The organism is Streptomyces sp. NBC_00310 (assembly GCF_036208085.1).
Classification (GTDB): domain Bacteria; phylum Actinomycetota; class Actinomycetes; order Streptomycetales; family Streptomycetaceae; genus Streptomyces.
Genome location: NZ_CP130714.1, coordinates 6,018,195 through 6,035,236, shown reverse-complemented (window position 1 = coordinate 6,035,236; position 17,042 = coordinate 6,018,195). Strand labels below are relative to the sequence as shown.

Genomic DNA, 17,042 nt, shown 5'->3' with positions numbered 1-17,042 from the left:
GCGCATGAAGAGGGGGCACGTGGAGGGCACGAGTTCCCGGCGGCCGTGGCAGGCTCCCCGGCTCCGGCGCGGACGCCGCAGCACTATTGGTTGCCCAACTCCTGCCGAGGAGACAGGACTTCAGCGAGTGCACCGCGGTGGACACGGACGGACCCGGCGGCACCGAGGTGATGCTCCGCCCTCTCCGGTATGACGACGCGGGCCGCCACCCTCGCCTGACGCAGGCTCGGCGGAAATCTCTCACAGAACGCGCCGGGACCGCTCAGCGGCCGAGGGCCAGAGCGTCGGGACCTCGGACGCACGGTGGCCGCTGTGGTGTGTGTCTCTTCTCAGCCCTTGGCCTCGGCCTCGGCGTCGGCGACCGCGATCGCGATGCCCATCGCCTCGGCGATGTTGCCCGCCGCCGTCATCACACGTGCTGTGCCCACGATGGGGGCGACGGCCACCAGGACATCCTGCAGCTGGGCGGCGGTCAGGTCGGCCCGGAGGGCGGGGTCGATGTGGGCGAGGTAGGAGATGGGGGGCGCGTCCGAGGCAGCGAGCGCGGCAATGCGCGTGAGGATGAGGGTGTCCGGGGGCAGACCGCAGCGCTCGAGAGAGTCGACGGTCATGGCGGCGAGGGTGTCCAGCACAGGGGTGTCGGATGCTGTGGACATGCCGAGTGACCTCCTTCAGCCGTTGACGGCATGGAGATGGGGTGCGGCGGAGGCGGACAGAACGGGCATCCACGGGCGCCACGCTGTCCTTCAACCCTAGAAGCACTCCGGGCTGGACGCGCGGGGGAGCCGGAGCGCATCCACCGAGCCCGGACACCGCTGCGCGTACCAGGGCACGAGGTCACGCCGGAGCCACCGGAGCCCGTACACCTCGCTCGCGGAAGCGACAACAGCACCGCGTCCCCCGCCCGCTCCGCGGTCCCGTGCAACGACCAAGGCCCAGGTCATCGAGCCGGGCCTTTCGCTGTCCGCCGTGATCAGCGCTCGCGTGCCAGATTCGGGCCGGCACGCTGATCGTCTGGGTCGCCGATGTCCTCATCGGGCAGGGCCGCAGCTTCCTGCGGGCCCTGCGGACGGTTGCTCACGTAGTTCACGCCCGCCGCATACGCCGCAGGGCGACGCGGGCCGGGAGGACGGTGGCCGCCGTGCCGAGCAGCAGTAGGCCTGTCACCACGCCCGTGAGCCAGGGCCGGGCCGGCGACAACTCCACTGGCAGGCCCAGCTCCTCGCGAAGGCCGTGGACCGTACCGAACAGGGCCGGGGCTGCCACCCGCCAGGCCCAGGGCCGCGCCCAGGGTGACGACACAGCACGTTTCGGCGGTGAGGGCCCAGCAGCACCTGGCGGGGCGTCGCACCGGACAGGCGCAGTACGCGGAAGTCGCGCACCCGGCCCGCGGTGGCCGTCAGCAAGGTGGAGGCGACGGCGATCGCCGTGTAGCCCGCCGATACGGCGACGAGCATCAGGGTGAAGACCCACACAAGCCGGTCCTCTCGGCGTCGTCCGAGGCCGCGTACGCCTCCACGGAGATCTCGTCGGCGCCGAGCCCGGCCGGGAGGCGCGTGGGGGCGTGGGTTGTGCGGTAGGCGACGTCCGCCAGTGCGGACGGGTCGTGATCGCGTACCAGGTCGCGTGGGAGGAGCACCTGATACGGCATCGAGTCGTCCACCACGGCCGTCACACGCAACTTCCGCGTACGGCCGTCCTCGAGGGTGAGTGGGGCGACCTGGGCCTTCCGCCAGCCGTGCGCGGCCGCCACCGCCACCGTGACGACGACCGTCTCGCCACGGGGCGCGGGCGCGGCGTAGACCTGCTCGAAACCGGACGACACCCCGGCCGCGGACAGGGCCGCTCCGCCGTCAATGACCGTGGGGCGTCGCCGGACCAGCACGATGTGGTCGGCCGGGCGGACGGGTGGCGTCCGCCATCGCCGTAGCGGCCGGAGTGCGGCTGCCGGAGACCGGCTCAGCCGATCTTGCTGAGCATGGCCAGGACGTCGTCGTACGTGCCGTTGGCCTCCGCGTCGCGTACGAACCTGGCCTGCTCGACGATGTTCTCCTTGGCGTCGGGCTTCTCGCGCAGGAGAGTCAGGGTCTCGGAGAGGAAGTCGTCCAGCGGCATGGACGTCTCGCTGTCCTGCTGGCCCAGCAGGGTCGTGCGCACGGCCGGCGGGGCCACCTCGATCACCTGGACGCCGGCGTCGGCGCCCGCGAGCTGGACGCGCAGGCTCTCGGAGAAGGAGTGCAGTGCGGCCTTGGTCGCGTTGTAGGTCGGGGTGATCGGCAGCGGTACCCAGGCCAGCGCGGACGTGACGTTCAGGACGGCCGCGTCGGCCTTGCCCACCAGGAGCGGCAGGAAGGCGTACGTCATCCGGATCGTGCCGAGCAGGTTGACCGTGACGTGATCCTCGGCGACCGGAAGGGAGGCCGGGTCGAGGAGGTTCTCCGGCAGCATGATGCCCGCGTTGTTGACGAGCACGTTCAGCTCCGGATGGCTCGCCGCCACCGTCTCGGCGGCGTGGGCGATCGACGCGGGGTCCGCGACATCGAGGAAGAGCGCCTCGATGCCCGGGTTCCCGGCGGTGATCTCGTCGAGCAGTTCCTTGCGCCGGCCCGCGACGATCACCTTGTTGCCGGCCTCGTGCAGGCGCAGGGCCAGGCCCAGCCCGATACCCGAGGTTCCGCCGGTGATCAGGATGGTGTTGCCGGTCATCTTCATGGGGGTCTTCTCTCCTTCGCTGGCCGCGGGCCGGTGAACGCCCCGCCCGCGGCCTCGACCGTAGGAGCGGCGGCGCGCAGGCGGGAGAGGAGGGTTTATCCATGGATCGGCGGTCCCTGGCTGGGACTACGGAAAGCGGCGACCATGAAGGGCATGGACAGGAAAGAGCTGGCGGAGTTCCTGCGTCGGCGGCGCGAGGCGCTGCGCCCACGCGATGTCGGGCTGGTCGAGGGCCCGCGCCGGCGTACCCGGGGGCTGCGCCGCGAGGAGGTCGCCCAGCTCGCCGGCATGTCCACCGACTACTACGCCCGCCTGGAACAGCGGCGCGCCCCGCAACCGTCCCTCCAGATCACCACCTCCCTCGCCCGGGCCCTGCGCCTGACACCGGACGAACGCGACCACCTCTTCGCCCTCATCGGCCACAACGCGCCGGCCCGCTTCCAGCGCTCCGAGCACGTCAGCCCGGCCCTCATGCGGGTCCTGGAGCGCCTGAACGACGACACCCCGGCCCTGGTGCTGTCCGACATGGCCGACACCCTCGCGATGAACCCGATCGCCATCGCGCTGCTCGGCGACCAGATGCGTCACACCGGCCTGGCCCGCAGCGCCTACTACCGCTGGTTCACCGACCCCGCCGAGCGGCTGGTGTACCCCGAGGAGGACCACCCCCGCCACAGCCGCGCCCAGGCAGCCCGCCTGCGAGCCGCGCTCACAGCCGGCAGCTCGGACCCCCGGGCAGCCCGGATCGTCGCCGAACTCCAGGAACACAGCCCCGAGTTCGCCGGCCTGTGGGAACTCCGGGAAGTCGCCCAGCGCTACGGCGACAGCAAGACGATCCCCGACCCCGACCTCGGCCGTATCGACGTCGACGCCCAGGTCCTGTTCACCGAGAACCGCGCCCAGACCCTGGTGGTCATGACCGCCCGCCCCGGCACGGAAAGCCAGGGAAAGCTGGAACTGCTCTCCGTCATAGGACACCAGCAGCTCACCCCCTGAGCAGTCGCGAGCCGGGGGTGACGGCCCCGACCGGCGGGACATCCATGTGCCCCGCTGGAAGGAACGCGCGCGTCGAAAGCGGCAGCATCCCCGGAGAGAGCCACCCGACTTCCCGGCCGGTGCTCCCAAGTCCCGGTCGGGCGCGCGGACTTCATCCGGCAGATCCTCGACCGCCTCGGCGACGAAGGGAGCCTGTCGGCTTGGAGTCGCGGGGAGCCAGAGCGCGTCCACCGAGCCCGGACACCGCTGCCCGTACCAGGTCACGAGGTCACCAGGGCACGAGGTCACGACGTCACGCCGGAGCCCGTACACCTCGCTCGCGGACGCAACCGGGGGTCGTGAAGCGTCAGGGCGAGCGCTGGGCGAGCGTCGTGGGGTCCCGCAGCGAGCGCTGGGCGAGCGCTGTGAGGGGGGCGGGTCCGGTCAGCAGCCGACGGCCGGAACGGCCAGCAGCAGACAGCCGGACCGGTCAGCAGCAGACGACGGGCCGTACGACGTCGTCGGCGCCGTAGCCGAACCGGGCGCGATCGGGACGTGCACTCGGATCGCGGTTCGGGAAACGAAGGGCGTCTCAGGCGTTCGGTAGTGCCTGCTCGGCCCAGATCACCTTGCCCTGAGGCGTGTACCGGGTTCCCCAGCGCTCGGTCAGCTGCGACACCAGGAACAGGCCACGGCCGCCTTCGTCGGTCGTCGCGGCATACCGCAAGTGGGGCGAGGTGCTGCTGCCGTCAGCCACCTCGCAGATCAGCGAGCGGTCGTAGATCAGTCTGAGGTGGATCGGCTCGCCGCCGTAGCGGACGGCGTTGGTGACGAGCTCGCTCAGCACCAGTTCCATGCTGAAGCCCAGTTCGGACAGCCCCCACTCGTCGAGCTTGCCGGTCGCCGCGGCGCGCACCCCGGCGACGGCGGCCGGATCGGGGGGCACGTCCCACTCGGCGATCCGATCCGGTGGCAGCGCATGGGTACGGGCGATGAGCAACGCCACGTCATCCGTGGGGCGTTCGGGCAACAGCGCATCCAGCACCGCCTGGCAGCTCTCCTCCGGCGCGCGATCCGTGTGATCCGTCAGGGCTTTGCGCAGGAGTTCCATTCCCTCGTCGAGGTCACGGGTCCGGTCCTCGATGAGGCCGTCGGTGTACAGGACGAGCTGGGAGCCTTCGGCGATGTCCAGCTCGGCGGTCTGGAAGGGCATGCCGCCGAGGCCCAGGGGCGGACCCGGCGGCAGGTCGGGAAAGATGACCTTCCCGTCAGGCTGGACCAGCGCGGGAGCCAGGTGCCCCGCGCTCGCCATGGTGCAGCGGCACGTCGCGGGGTCGTAGATCGCGTACAGGCAGGTGGCACCCACGACGGCGGCGGGGCTGTCCGTGCACGCCTCGTCCTGGTCGATACGCCCGACCAGCTCGTCCAGATGACTCAGCAGCTCGTCGGGGGGCAGATCGAGCGTGGAGAAGTTGTGCACCGCGGTGCGCAGCCGCCCCATGGTCGCAGCGGCGTGCAGGCCGTGGCCGACCACGTCACCGACGACCAGCGCCACGCGGCTGCCCGGCAGGGGAATCACGTCGAACCAGTCCCCGCTCACACCCGACTGCGCCGGGAGGTACCGGTAGCCGACGTCGAGGGCGCTCTGCTCGGGCAGGGCCCGCGGCAGCAGGCTGCGCTGGAGGGTGACCGCCAGGGCGTGCTCACGCGTGTAGCGGCGGGCGTTGTCGATGCTGACCGCGGCACGGGCCACCAGCTCCTCCGCCAGCGAGAGCTCCTCCTGGTCGAAGGGATCGTGCTCCTTGGAGCGCCAGAAGTTGACCATGCCCAGCACGACACCGCGGGCCTGGATCGGAGCGGCGATGAGCGAGTGGATGCCGAAGTCCACGATCTGCTCCGTGCGCTCCGGGTCCTGCAGATGCCAGCCCGTCGCGGTGGACAGGTCGGCCACCAGTTCCGAGCGGCCGGAGCCGTAGCCGCGCGCCTGGGGCGTGGAGGGCAGGAAGTCGATCAGCCGGCCCTTCTCGTAGAGCGGTTGGTCGTCGCGGATACCGCATACGGCAACCCGTCGCATTCCCTTGGCCGTGGCCGCCGGTTCCTCGCCGTGCAGTACGGCGTCGGCCAGGTCCACGGTGACGAAGTCGGCGAAGCGGGGGACGGCGATCCGGGCGAGTTCGTCGGCCGTCTGGATCACGTCCAGGGTGGTGCCGATGCCCAGTCCGGCGTCGTAGAGGAGCTTCAGCCGCTCACCGGTGATCTCGGCCCGGCCGGACACGGCCCGCAGCTCCGTGGAGTCGCGCAGCGTCACGACGGTGCCCCGGGGACCTCCGCCGCGATCCGTGGGCCTCTGGTTGACCACCAGCAGCCGCGGCCCGGCCAGGTGCACCTCGTCCGTGGCCTCGCGGCCGGAGCTGAGCAACGACGCCATCTCGGGTTCGAGGGCCGGCATCCGGGACACCTGCTTCCCCTCCGCGTCCGGGGCCAGCTCCAGGAGGCGCCTGGCCTCGTCGTTCGCCAGCAGCAGTCGCCCCTCACCGCTGACGATGAGCACCCCTTCACGTACGGAGTGCAGTACCGCGTCGTGGTGCTCATACATGCGGGACATCTCGTTCGGGGCCAGGCTGTGAGTCTGCCGTCGCAGCCGCCTGCCCACCAGCACGGTGGCGGCGGTGGCCACTCCGAGTGCGCCCGCCCCGGCGGTCAGGATGATCGGTATCTGCCGGTCCACCAGACTGGTCACGTTCTTGACCTTCAGCCCGGCGGAAACGAGGGCCACCACCTGGCCCCTCGTGTCCCGGATGGGCACGGTCGCCTGCACCTCGTCGCCGAGGGGGCCCTGCACGCTTTCGGTATAGACCTTCCCCGCCAGCGACGGCTCGATCTCTCCTACGAACCGCTTGCCGATCCGGTCCGGCAGGGGATGGGTGTAGCGGATCCCTTTCGTGTCCATCACCACGACGAAGTCGACGCCCGCGGACTTGCGTCCCGCTTCGGTCAGCGGCTGCAGGACCTTCGCGGGCTCGGGGGCCTCCAGTGCGGACAGCACGCCCGGGGAATGCGCGAAAGTCTGCGCGACGGCTATGGATCGTCGTTTGGCCTCGGCGTTGGTGTGCCGCTGCGACTGAAGGACGAGGGCGAAGACGGCGAATGCCACGAGCAGCACCACCAGCGCCACCTGCAGGAGGAATATCTGCCCCGCGACGCTTCGTATGTTCCTTCGTGCCAGTGACCACAGTGGCGATATGTGACCAACTCGGACAAAGCGGTCTTTCATCTGGCCTTTCTAGCATCCATCCTCCGTGCAGTCACGGGCCTGCCCTCGAAACCGTCCCCGCCCGCCCGCCAATCCATCGCCTCTGTAGCCACTTCAGTCACTTCAGTCACTTCAGTTGCGGCGCGGCCACCGTCTCCTTCGTTCGGTCTTCTCCGGTTCGCACGGCCCGGACGGCGATGGCGACCAGCAGGCAGGGGGAGATCGCCGACCCGCGAGGACATCACATCGTTATCGGCGATCCATCCTGGGAATCCGCTGATCAGCATAGGTTCACGGCCATGGACAGCCCCCAGCGGAACGCGATCGGTGAGCCCGAGGTCATCGAGGGCTTCCCTGAGGCGCCGGCGCCGGCGCCGGGTCCGGACGCCGCGGGCGACGAAGCCCCGTCGGCGCCCGGCACACGCCGGGTCAAGGCCTGGATGCGGGGCGGGCTGGGAGGCGTCGTGGCGGCGTCGATCGTGTGGGGTTCGGGGCTCTACGCGTTCGGGCTGCCCGGCACACCCGGCACGGTCGGCTATCGCGTCGCGGACAAGCTGTGCGCCAAGACCCTCTGGCCGGGGCTGAGTACCCGGTTCGTCAAGGGCACGGACTGGCTGTCCTCGGTGACGAAGCACCCTGCCATGGACACGGCGGACTGCTTCGGTGAGCTGCGGACCTTCGGAGGGGGCATGCACAGCGGCCAGCTTCACTTCTCGGTCGTCCTGCACAAGCAGACCGACCTGACAGCCGAGTTCGAGGCCCGGCGGGCGGGCACCAGGAAGCGTTTCGCGGCGGGCGGCGGTGGCGGAGTGACCGAGGTGCACCGTGTTCCCGGCCTCGCGGACCATGCCTATCTGGTGACCAACGACTTCGGAAACGGCTCCCACTGGATGCAGCTGAACGTGCTCGACGGCAGAGCCGAGTTCACGCTGGGGCTGACCACCAGGGCCCTGGGAGACGTGTCCCCGCCTCCCACTCCCAAGGAAATCGAACCACTCCTGATCAAGGACATGAAGGACGTCATGAGCAGCCTCGGCACGAGCGGCTGAACCGCACGGCCGGGACAGGGTGAGGGCCCGATACACCCAGCGTCCCGGGCCGGGTGGCGCGCTTCCGCCGCGATCGTACGAATCTCCGCGCCGTACGCGAAGGACACCCGTCGACGACGTGCCGGGCACGCCGCCTCACCGCTCTCGTCACCCGCTCTCCATGACGAAGGCCCAGGTCATCGACCTGGGCCTTGTGGACCGTGGCGTGGAGGCCCTCACCCGCGCGGGGACAGCGCGTACCCGGGCACTCCCTAGCGTGAGGGCCGCGCGGGGTCCGCCGGTGCGGTACGGCGACGGGCCATCCGTGTGTACGTGACCGCGATCGCGAGGGACAGGCCGACGAGTGCGGCGGGAGCTGCGGCCGTCAGCCAGTCCGGGCCGTTCCCAGGGCCGATGGTCGGCAGGAGTGTCGCAGTGGCCACGGCGGTGGCCAGTCCGGAGCCGACGAGCAGGGCGACGGCGCTTCGGGAGCGGTCGGGCGCCGGGGGCCGGCACCGACCCAGCTGTGCCCAGTGGCGGGCCGCCTCCCGCGCCTCACGTCGGTGCTGCGCGGCCGCACGTATCCGGAAGCCGACCGTGACGGCGGTACCCGCCACGGCGGCGGCGCAGGGGATCCACCACGCCTCGCTCACCATGAGCAGGGCCGCGATGATCCCGGCCGTGCTCCAGCCGCTCAGGCAGGCCGTCGCCGCGGTACGGCGGGACAGCGGGCGGTCGGTTCCCGCGCGCAGATCGGCGAGGGCCGGAACGTACCAGACACCACCGGACACGGTCAGCAGCGCGGCACCCAGCGCGAGGACGGGCTGCGACACGGCTCACCTCACCGCCTCGGTCGCGGCGATCTCCGGATGGTGCAGGTCGAACGCCGGCGACTCGGACCGGATCCGCGGCAGGGAGACGAAGTTGTGCCGGGGCGGCGGGCAGGACGTGGCCCACTCCAGCGAACGGCCGTAGCCCCACGGGTCGTCGACCTCGACCGGCTTTCCGTACTTGGCCGTCCGCCAGACGTTGTAGAAGAACGGCAGGATCGACAGGCCCAGCAGGAACGACCCGATCGAGGAGAGGGTGTTGAGGGCGGTGAAGCCGTCGGCCGCGAGGTAGTCGGCGTAGCGACGGGGCATGCCCTCGGCGCCCAGCCAGTGCTGGACGAGGAAGGTGAGGTGGAAGCCCACCGTGAGCGTCCAGAAGGTGATCTTCCCCAGCCGCTCGTCGAGCATCTTGCCGGTGAACTTCGGCCACCAGAAGTGGAATCCGGCGAACATCGCGTACACGACCGTGCCGAAGACCGTGTAGTGGAAGTGAGCCACGACGAAGTACGAGTCGGAGACGTGGAAGTCCATCGGCGGCGAGGCCAGGATGACACCGGTCAGACCACCGAAGGTGAAGGTGATCAGGAATCCGGTGGTCCACAGCATCGGGGTCTCGAAGGACAGGGAGCCCTTCCACATCGTGCCGATCCAGTTGAAGAACTTCACCCCGGTGGGCACCGCGATCAGGAACGTCATGAACGAGAAGAACGGCAGCAGCACGCCACCGGTGACGTACATGTGGTGCGCCCACACCGTCACCGACAGACCGGCGATCGCGATCGTGGCTCCGATCAGCCCCATGTAGCCGAACATCGGCTTGCGCGAGAACACCGGGATGACCTCGGAGACGATGCCGAAGAACGGCAGCGCCAGGATGTACACCTCGGGATGGCCGAAGAACCAGAACAGGTGCTGCCAGAGAAGCGCGCCGCCGTTCGCCGCGTCGAAGACATGGGCGCCGAACTTGCGATCCACCTCCAGGGCGAACAGCGCGGCCGCCAGCACCGGGAAGACGATCAGGATCAGCACGGCGGTCAGCAGCACGTTCCAGGTGAAGATCGACATGCGGAACATGGTCAGGCCCGGGGCACGCATGCAGATGATGGTGGTGATGAAGTTGACCGCGCCGAGGATGCTGCCGAACCCGGACAGGGCCACACCCATGATCCACATGTCGGCGCCGAGCCCCGGCGAGTGCACCGCGTCGGACAACGGCGCGTACAGGAACCACCCGAAGTCGGCGGCGCCGCCCGGCGTGAGGAAGCCGAACGCCGCGATCGACGAGCCGAACAGGAACAGCCAGTAGGCGAGCATGTTCAGCCGGGGAAAGGCCACGTCGGGGGCGCCGATCTGCAGCGGCATGATCCAGTTGGCGAAGCCGGTGAACAGCGGCATCGCGAACATCAGCAGCATGATCGAGCCGTGCATCGTGAACGCCTGGTTGAACTGCTCGTTCGACAGGATCTGCGTGCCGGGACGGGCCAGTTCGGCGCGCATCAACAGCGCCATGACACCGCCGAGGACGAAGAACACGAACGCGGTGACCAGGTACAGCGTCCCGATTCTCTTGTGATCGGTGGTCGTCAGCCACTCCACCCACGACGGACGGGCGGCCGTCCCTCCGGTCCGTCCGGCGACCTCGTCGGCCGCGGGGACCACGGCGCGCGGTCGCGCGGTCCCCCTCTGGTGTATCCGTGCCTCGTCCACCGGACGCTCCCTCCCTGTCGGCTCATGCGCTGTGCATGTCTCCGCTCATGCCGTCGACGAGCCGGGAAGTGCCGTGCGCATGGGGGCGGACTCAGCGTTTCCCGGCCGCCGCCACATGATCGGCTCCGGGGTACCAGGGCCGCATAGGGCCGAACAGCCCCCGCGGGGCCGATGAAGGGGGTCGAACGGCCCCCTCTTCTCTCCGTGCGGCGGCCAGGACACGGGAGGCCCGGCTCTCACCACAACGTGTGCCAGTAACTCCACCAGCGGGTGGCGACCAGCATGACGATGGTCAGGTACCACGTGACCGGCACCGCCCAGTGGAACTCCAGCACCCCGGCGACCAGCCCCCGCGGGGCACGGATGATCCCGTGCCGCAGGTTGTGCACGGTGGTGTACCAGAACACGGCGATGGTGACCGCCCAGGCCAGACAGCACCACAGGCACAGCGCACCGATCTCGTACAGCGCCTGGGTCATCAGCCACATGCAGAAGGCCGCGCCGAACAGCGTGCCGGCGTTGAGCCCGAGCCAGAACCAGCGGCGAAACCGGGCCCCGGCCAGCAGCGCCGCGCCGATCGCGACGACGACCGGGTACGTGAGCAGGCCCAGCAGCGGGTTCGGAAACCCGAACACGCCCGCCTGGTCGCTGCGCATCACGTTCGAACAGGACAACACCGGGCTGAGGTTGCACGAGGGCGAGAAGCTCGGGTCCCGCAGCAGTTCGAACTTGTCGAGGGTGATCACGAAGGAGGCGAGGATACCGAGGCCACCGGTGATGACGAGCAGCCAGGCGAAGGCGCGGGAGGCGCCGGTCGAGCCCACCGACGTCGTCTCCCGCCGGCCTCCGTCCCCCGTCACCCCCTGAGCCGTGGTGGTGAGGTGGTGCACGGCGGCGATGTTGCTCGTCATCGGGGTTGTTCCGCCTCGCTGGAGTTCCGGATGGGCTCCGGGCCCACGGTGAGCAACGGGTGACCGCCACCGCGCGGACCGCGCCCGCCGTCCCGCTCCGGTGCGCCGGGTACGGCCTCGCGGGCGGCCCCCTCCGGCCACAGCACCTCCACCGGGACGCCGCGGGCACGGGCGTACGCCACCAGATGCGCCGTGGCATCGCGACCGTTGGACGGCGAGCCGTCCCACACGGCCAGCACCTTCCGGCATCCCGCGATCAGCCGCTCGTCCGCGCCGACGCACGCGTCCCGGTCGGCCGGGTCGTACGCCAGCAGGCGCACCTGCCGGGCCAGGGACAGCAGTTCGCCGGCCGCCGCCCGATCACGCTCCGGCGGCACCACGGGAACCGCCGCCTGCGTGGGGATCACCACGACCAGCTGCCGCCCCGCCGTCCGCACGGCCCGCCCGAACGCCACCGGCACACCAGCACCCACGCGCACCACCCCCGACGCCCTGACGAACAGCCGCTCCAGCCGTTCTCGCAGCTCGGACTCCACGAGCTCCAGCGTGTCCCGGGTCAGGTCGGCATGCCCCACGGCCGCGATCATCTCCCCACTTCCCTTCCCGCCATACGACGCTCTCCGCTTCGTCCTCGCACCGCGCGGCCCCGCCCGCGTCGCCCGCGTCGCCCGCAGGTGGGACCGTGGACCGAGCCCACGTGACGGGACGGCGGGATCAGTGAAGTCAGTACGCCCAAGGGGCGACAAGGGCCGAACGGCCCCGCCGAACGGCCCGCCGAAGAAGGTGGGGCGGTCCGGCCCCGAGGCCCTGGCCGACGCCCTCCTGGCCGATGCCCTCCTGGCCGACGCCCTCCTCAGCCAGGCCCACGCCGGGGCGGAAGGTATGGAGCGGAGTCACTCCCGATGTGGCTCCGCGGGCAACTCTGCCGCTTCGTCACCGTGACCTGCCTGTGCTCGGCGCCGCAGCCGTCGCGCGGAAAGGCGTCGACAAGATCCGCAGCGTCGGTCCGAGGTCCCCGCACGACTCACGATGACTCACGACGTCTTCGTGGCGGACCGCTTCGCGCTCTTGGTTCCCCTGGTGCCTGTGCTGCCGTGTCCTGGCTTCGCGGGCGCGCTCTTTCGCCTTGTGGTCTCCTCCGTGCCTGCGACCGTCCGCGATGACGGTGTCCGGGTCGGCGCGGTCGGCCACGTGAACTCGATCTCCAGCTCGATCTCCCCCTCGCCGATCTCGACCTCGATCTCGCTGCGCAGGTCGTCGGGGATCCGCAGGCTCAGGGTTCCCGGGCCGAGTTCCAGTTCGGCTTCCCCACCTTCCCTCAGCGCGGCTGCGAGTTCTGTGAGCTGGTCAGCCGCCTCAAGGCGTGACAGCGAGCGCTTCTGCTCGAACTTGAGGTCCTTCATGCGCCGGCTCCTTCGTGTCGTGCCGCCCCGCGCGTGCGCGCGATCGCGCGGTCGCGTTCGGCCGGTCGGGCTACTTCCAATCTCGGCCCACCAAGGCCACTCCGCACTTCGGGGTGTCCGACCGGCAACGCTCGACGAGCAGTTCCATGCCCGTCCGCACATAACGGAACGGTGTCGTCGCGGACGCCGTCGTCGGGAGGCAGCGCGACGACTCCGTCCGCCGGTCGCGCAACCGGGAGGGATCGCCATACCGGAGTAGCGGCCGATCGCCATACCGGAGTGGCGGCGACTCGTTCGACCGAGCACCCGTCACTGCGCCAACCGGTCGACCTCCGGGGCAGGTCGGGGTCCGCGCTTCAGGGCGGCTGGGACGATGCGCGGATGGCACCCAGGACAAAAACCGCCGAGAGTGCGGCAAAGGCGCGAATCGTCCTGCTGACACTCGCGTCCGGTCAGTTCCTGATGGCGCTCGACAGCTCGGTCATGAACGTCTCGATCGCGACGGTGGCCGAAGACGTCGGCACGACGGTGACGGGTGTCCAGGGCGCCATCACGGCCTACACCCTCGTGATGGCGATGTTCATGATCCCCGGCGGCAAGGTGGGGGCGCTGATCGGCCGCAAACGCGCGTTCATGATCGGCTGCGTCATCTACGGCTGCGGCTCCCTCACCACGGCGCTCGCACCGAACCTGCCCGTGCTGCTGCTCGGCTGGTCGTTCCTCGAAGGGATCGGTGCGGCTCTCATCCTGCCCGCGATCGTGGCGCTCGTGGCCGGCAACTTCGCCACGGAACGCCGTCCCGCCGCCTACGGTCTCGTCGCGGCCGCAGGCGCCGTGGCGATCGCGGTCGGGCCCCTCATCGGCGGCGTCGCGACCACGTACTTCTCCTGGCGGTGGGTCTTCGCCGGAGAGGTCCTGGTGGTGCTCGGCATCCTGGTGCTCGCCCGCCGCATCGCCGACGCCCCGGTCGGCGAACGCCCTCGCATCGACCTCGTCGGCACCGTACTGTCCGCGCTCGGGCTGGGAATCTTCGTCTACGGCGTGCTCCGCTCGGACGAATGGGGCTGGTTCCTGCCGAAGCCCGACGCGCCCTCATGGCTCGGAGTCTCGCTGACCGTGTGGCTGATGCTGGCCGGTCTTCTGCTGATCTGGCTCTTCCTGCGCTGGGAGGCCCGCGTGGTGGAGCGGCACGGGGAGCCACTCGTCGACCCGGCGATGCTGCAGAACAGGCAGCTCACCGGCGGACTGACGATGTTCTTCTTCCAGTACCTCGTTCAGATGGGTGTCTTCTTCCTCGTCCCGCTCTATCTGTCGGTCGCCCTGGGTCTGTCCGCGCTCAAGACCGGCGCCCGCATCCTGCCGCTCTCGGTCACGCTGTTGGCGGCCGCCGTCCTGATCCCCCGCTACTTTCCGGACGTCTCGCCGCGCCGGGTGGTACGGCTGGGAACCCTCGCGCTGTTCGCGGGCGCGGTGGTGCTGATGGCCGCGCTCGACGCGGACGCCGGTGCGGAAATCGTCACCATCCCCCTGCTGTTGATCGGGCTGGGCATGGGCGCGCTGGCGTCCCAGCTCGGGTCGGTCACCGTGTCCGCGGTGCCGGAAGCCCAGAGCGCGGAAGTCGGCGGCGTCCAGAACTCCGTCACCAACCTCGGCGCCTCGATCGGTACGGCGCTCGCCGGGTCGATCCTGATCGCCGCGATGACGACGTCCTTCCTCACCAGCGTGGAACAGAATCCGGCGGTCCCGGCCGAGGTCAAGAGCCAGGCGACTGTCGAACTCCAAAGCGGCGTACCGTTCTTGTCGGACGCCCAGCTCAAGTCCGCGCTCGACGAAGCGGGCACGAGCGAGAAGGTGACCGAAGCGGCACTCGACGCGAACGAAGACGCCAGGATCGACGGTCTGCGCGCCGCAGTCGCCGTTCTGGCCTTCGTCGCGCTCCTCGCGATGTTCTTCACCTCACGGATCCCGAAGACCCAGCCCCGTTCGCCGGAGGCGGAGGCGGAGGCGGAGGCGGAGGCGGAGGCGGAGGCGGAGGCGGAGCCGTAGCCGCAGGACGGCTGGGTGCGAGCCGTCCTGCGGCCGCGGCTCCGCGCGAACGCACGGCTCCGTGGGGCCGTCGCACCGCTGCGGCCGGGGCAGGCTCGGAGCGTCAGCCGACGGAGCCCGGTCACCCGCTCTTCGGGTCCCGTCGCCGCCCGGTATCGACGGCCTTGACCACCACCCGGGCCGCGACCCCGACAAGCAGGATCCCGCCGGTCATCTGGATCATCGTCATGACGCGTGCCGTTTCGGTGTGGGCGGTGATGTCGCCGAAGCCGACGGTGCTGATCACGGTGAGCGCGAAGTACAGGGCGTCGGTGCGGGTGAGGGGCTCGGTGAAGCTGCCGGGTGCGGACCGCTCCAGCAGGAAGTACGAGGTGGCGAAGAGCAGGACGAACAGGGGGACGACGGCGGCGAGCGCCTCCACGGCCCGCAGTACGGGGTACGGGGAACGGACGATCGCACGAACCTGCCAGAGGAACAGCGCCGTCACCGCGATCAGACCGAGGACGAGACCGGCCACCGTTCCGGCGTCGACCAGTATGTCCATGGGCAACAGGTAGTAGGCGAGGACCAGTCCGGCCGACAGACCGATCGCCCGCGCCGCGGCCGAGAGGGTCGTGCGAGGGCCGGGTCCCGCGCGGTCATCCTCCATGTCCCGCGGCCCTCCGGATCGTCGTCATGGCCAGCCGCCGCACCCGGCGCCAGTCCATCGGGGGTCTGCCGCGCGGCACGCCGGGCCGGTCGCGGGGGACCCGCACGCGCAGGGCGCGCGGGTGGATCCGGCACCGGACCGGGGTCGGCAGGGTGAGGGCCTCGCCGTCCACGCCGACCGGGATCGCGTCGGCATCGGCATCGACGACGACCTCCCGAGCGGTCAGTTGCGCGAGCCCGGTCGCCCGGTGCCCGCGGAGCATCCCCGCTGCCTGTGCCGCGCTGTCCACCGTCACGCCCAGCACCCCGAGGACGCCGGAGTCCAGCCGTTCCCGGCGGCCCAGTCCCGCCGGGTCGTCCGTCCGGTACGGGTTGTTGCTGACCAGTACGGCCTGCGGCTGGTCGACGGTCACGCCCTCGGCGCGTACGGCGAGGTGCGGGCCGTACTGGTGCGTGAGCAGGTCGGGCAGCATCTGCAGGGTGGTGCGGACCTTGTCGTCTCGGTAGGCGGGGCTCTGCACGACGGACGCGTAGGCGCCGAACGACGCGTTGTTGACGAACACCCGGTCGTTGATGACACCCAGGTCGATGCGGAGTTCGACGCCGTCGGTGAGTGCGTCGAGACACGTCGACGGGTCGTCCCTGTCCAGCCCGAGGTCCAGGGCGAAGTGGTTGCGGGTACCGGCGGAGATCACCATGAACGGCAGGTCGCGCTCCGCGGCCACGGCCGCGACGAGAGCCTGTGTGCCGTCGCCTCCCGCGACGCCGAGCAGGTCGGCGCCCGTGTCGGCGGCCCGGCGGGCGAGCGCGGCCACGTCCTGCCGGCGGGCCACGTCCAGGACGCAGACCTCGGCGCCGAGTGCCTCGGCCTTCTCCCGCAGCCGGAACCGGCCGACCCTGCCGCCACCCGAGAGCGGGTTCATGATCAGGTACGGGCGGCGCGGCGGCGCCAGTGCGCGTTCCGGGGTCCGTGCCGGGGTGGTCTCGGCGCCTGCCAGCGCGACCCTGCCGCAGAAGCCGGCCAGGACCCACAGCGCGAGCGAGACGAGCACCACCCACAGCAGCCCGGACGCCACGTAGAGCACGACGACGGCGGCGGGGGCGGCGAAGGCCAGGACCCCGGCCAGCACCCGGCCCAGGCCCGTGAGGACGAGCGCCCACCACACGCCCGCCGCCGTCACCGCCAGCCCTGCGGCCCCCACGAGGACGAGCAGCAGGCTGTCGAGCCCGGCGAACAGCAGCAGCACGACGATCGCCCCGAAGCCCGCGGCCAGAGCCGCACGTGCGGCCCAGCGTGGAGCGGGCGCGGAACGGCTACCGGCCATATCGACCTCCCGCGGGCGGGGTGCCCTCGGTTCATGCCACCGTGCCTCCACCGGGTCCGGCATCACCCGCTCCGGGGGATTCTCCGGAACCACGGCCGCCGTGCGGTCCGGTTCGGCACGGGTCCACCCGGCCGAAGTGATGTCCACCCGGCCGAAGTGATGTCCACCCGGCCGAAGTGATGTCCACCCGGCCGAAGTGATGTC

Annotated in this window: 14 protein-coding genes and 1 pseudogene; 3 read left to right on the top strand and 12 right to left on the bottom strand. The window is 70.7% G+C overall.

The genetic code is table 11. From position 1 onward, the window contains the following. Positions 1-329: 329 nt before the first annotated feature. The 4 genes from OG202_RS26490 to OG202_RS26475 all read right to left on the bottom strand — a co-directional run bounded on the left by OG202_RS26490 (position 330) and on the right by OG202_RS26475 (position 2,712). Complete coding sequence (locus OG202_RS26490) at positions 330-656, bottom strand: carboxymuconolactone decarboxylase family protein (protein ID WP_327728553.1); 327 nt, start codon at positions 654-656, stop codon at positions 330-332. 430 nt (positions 657-1,086) lie between these two features. Continuing rightward, positions 1,087-1,266: a hypothetical protein gene (locus OG202_RS26485; RefSeq protein ID WP_327728554.1), complete on the bottom strand. Its 180-nt coding sequence runs from the start codon at positions 1,264-1,266 to the stop codon at positions 1,087-1,089. Positions 1,267-1,456: 190 nt separating this feature from the next. Further along, positions 1,457-1,885: a hypothetical protein gene (locus tag OG202_RS26480; RefSeq protein ID WP_327728555.1), complete on the bottom strand. Its 429-nt coding sequence runs from the start codon at positions 1,883-1,885 to the stop codon at positions 1,457-1,459. A gap of 74 nt (positions 1,886-1,959) precedes the next feature. Next, positions 1,960-2,712 (bottom strand): SDR family oxidoreductase, encoded by a 753-nt coding sequence (locus tag OG202_RS26475; RefSeq protein ID WP_327728556.1) that lies wholly within the window; start codon positions 2,710-2,712, stop codon positions 1,960-1,962. 153 nt (positions 2,713-2,865) lie between these two features. On the opposite strand from OG202_RS26475, the gene OG202_RS26470 reads away from it, so the two are divergent. Next, positions 2,866-3,708, top strand: a complete 843-nt coding sequence (locus OG202_RS26470; protein WP_327728557.1) for a helix-turn-helix transcriptional regulator — start codon at positions 2,866-2,868, stop codon at positions 3,706-3,708. Between the two features lie 571 nt (positions 3,709-4,279). Here the strand turns inward: OG202_RS26470 and OG202_RS26465 are convergent. Further along, positions 4,280-6,862 carry a SpoIIE family protein phosphatase gene (locus OG202_RS26465; protein WP_405895070.1) on the bottom strand — a complete coding sequence of 861 codons (2,583 nt, stop codon included), beginning with the start codon at positions 6,860-6,862 and terminating at the stop codon, positions 4,280-4,282. Between the two features lie 377 nt (positions 6,863-7,239). On the opposite strand from OG202_RS26465, the gene OG202_RS26460 reads away from it, so the two are divergent. Then, on the top strand, positions 7,240-7,989 hold the full coding sequence (locus OG202_RS26460; protein ID WP_327728560.1) for a hypothetical protein: 750 nt from the start codon (positions 7,240-7,242) through the stop codon (positions 7,987-7,989). A gap of 251 nt (positions 7,990-8,240) precedes the next feature. Here the strand turns inward: OG202_RS26460 and OG202_RS26455 are convergent, their stop codons facing one another. From OG202_RS26455 to OG202_RS26435, 5 genes and pseudogenes are all read right to left on the bottom strand, one after another. Next, on the bottom strand, positions 8,241-8,801 hold the full coding sequence (locus OG202_RS26455; protein WP_326580010.1) for a hypothetical protein: 561 nt from the start codon (positions 8,799-8,801) through the stop codon (positions 8,241-8,243). A 3-nt stretch (positions 8,802-8,804) separates the two neighbouring features. Next, entirely contained in the window at positions 8,805-10,505 is a 1,701-nt protein-coding gene (gene ctaD, locus OG202_RS26450; protein WP_326580012.1) for an aa3-type cytochrome oxidase subunit I, read from the bottom strand. 236 nt (positions 10,506-10,741) lie between these two features. Then, positions 10,742-11,416 carry a vitamin K epoxide reductase family protein gene (locus OG202_RS26445; RefSeq protein WP_328223694.1) on the bottom strand — a complete coding sequence of 225 codons (675 nt, stop codon included), beginning with the start codon at positions 11,414-11,416 and terminating at the stop codon, positions 10,742-10,744. Between the two features lie 95 nt (positions 11,417-11,511). Next, positions 11,512-12,003 (bottom strand): annotated as a pseudogene (locus OG202_RS26440) (hypothetical protein); the annotation flags it as partial. A gap of 447 nt (positions 12,004-12,450) precedes the next feature. Further along, positions 12,451-12,819 carry an amphi-Trp domain-containing protein gene (locus OG202_RS26435; RefSeq protein ID WP_327728563.1) on the bottom strand — a complete coding sequence of 123 codons (369 nt, stop codon included), beginning with the start codon at positions 12,817-12,819 and terminating at the stop codon, positions 12,451-12,453. A gap of 381 nt (positions 12,820-13,200) precedes the next feature. Here OG202_RS26435 and OG202_RS26430 point away from each other — a divergent pair, with 381 nt between their 5' ends. Continuing rightward, positions 13,201-14,865 (top strand): MFS transporter, encoded by a 1,665-nt coding sequence (locus OG202_RS26430; RefSeq protein ID WP_328223693.1) that lies wholly within the window; start codon positions 13,201-13,203, stop codon positions 14,863-14,865. A gap of 121 nt (positions 14,866-14,986) precedes the next feature. Here the strand turns inward: OG202_RS26430 and OG202_RS26425 are convergent, their stop codons facing one another. Together OG202_RS26425 and OG202_RS26420 are read right to left on the bottom strand one after the other, a co-directional pair. Beyond that, positions 14,987-15,514 (bottom strand): potassium channel family protein, encoded by a 528-nt coding sequence (locus tag OG202_RS26425; protein WP_327728565.1) that lies wholly within the window; start codon positions 15,512-15,514, stop codon positions 14,987-14,989. Continuing rightward, positions 15,504-16,838, bottom strand: a complete 1,335-nt coding sequence (locus OG202_RS26420) for a diacylglycerol/lipid kinase family protein (RefSeq protein WP_328223692.1) — start codon at positions 16,836-16,838, stop codon at positions 15,504-15,506. The genes OG202_RS26425 and OG202_RS26420 overlap by 11 nt, the downstream gene beginning before the upstream one ends. Positions 16,839-17,042: the final 204 nt, after the last annotated feature.

Excerpts from the sequence above, each read along its gene's own strand:
- OG202_RS26475 (WP_327728556.1), bottom strand. The coding sequence starts at position 2,712 with ATGAAGATGACCGGCAACACCATCCTGATCACCGGCGGAACCTCGGGT.
- OG202_RS26490 (WP_327728553.1), bottom strand. The coding sequence starts at position 656 with ATGTCCACAGCATCCGACACCCCTGTGCTGGACACCCTCGCCGCCATG.
- OG202_RS26445 (WP_328223694.1), bottom strand. The coding sequence starts at position 11,416 with ATGACGAGCAACATCGCCGCCGTGCACCACCTCACCACCACGGCTCAG.
- OG202_RS26470 (WP_327728557.1), top strand. The coding sequence starts at position 2,866 with ATGGACAGGAAAGAGCTGGCGGAGTTCCTGCGTCGGCGGCGCGAGGCG.
- OG202_RS26430 (WP_328223693.1), top strand. The coding sequence starts at position 13,201 with ATGGCACCCAGGACAAAAACCGCCGAGAGTGCGGCAAAGGCGCGAATC.
- OG202_RS26425 (WP_327728565.1), bottom strand. The coding sequence starts at position 15,514 with ATGGAGGATGACCGCGCGGGACCCGGCCCTCGCACGACCCTCTCGGCC.
- OG202_RS26420 (WP_328223692.1), bottom strand. The coding sequence starts at position 16,838 with ATGGCCGGTAGCCGTTCCGCGCCCGCTCCACGCTGGGCCGCACGTGCG.
- OG202_RS26460 (WP_327728560.1), top strand. The coding sequence starts at position 7,240 with ATGGACAGCCCCCAGCGGAACGCGATCGGTGAGCCCGAGGTCATCGAG.
- OG202_RS26435 (WP_327728563.1), bottom strand. The coding sequence starts at position 12,819 with ATGAAGGACCTCAAGTTCGAGCAGAAGCGCTCGCTGTCACGCCTTGAG.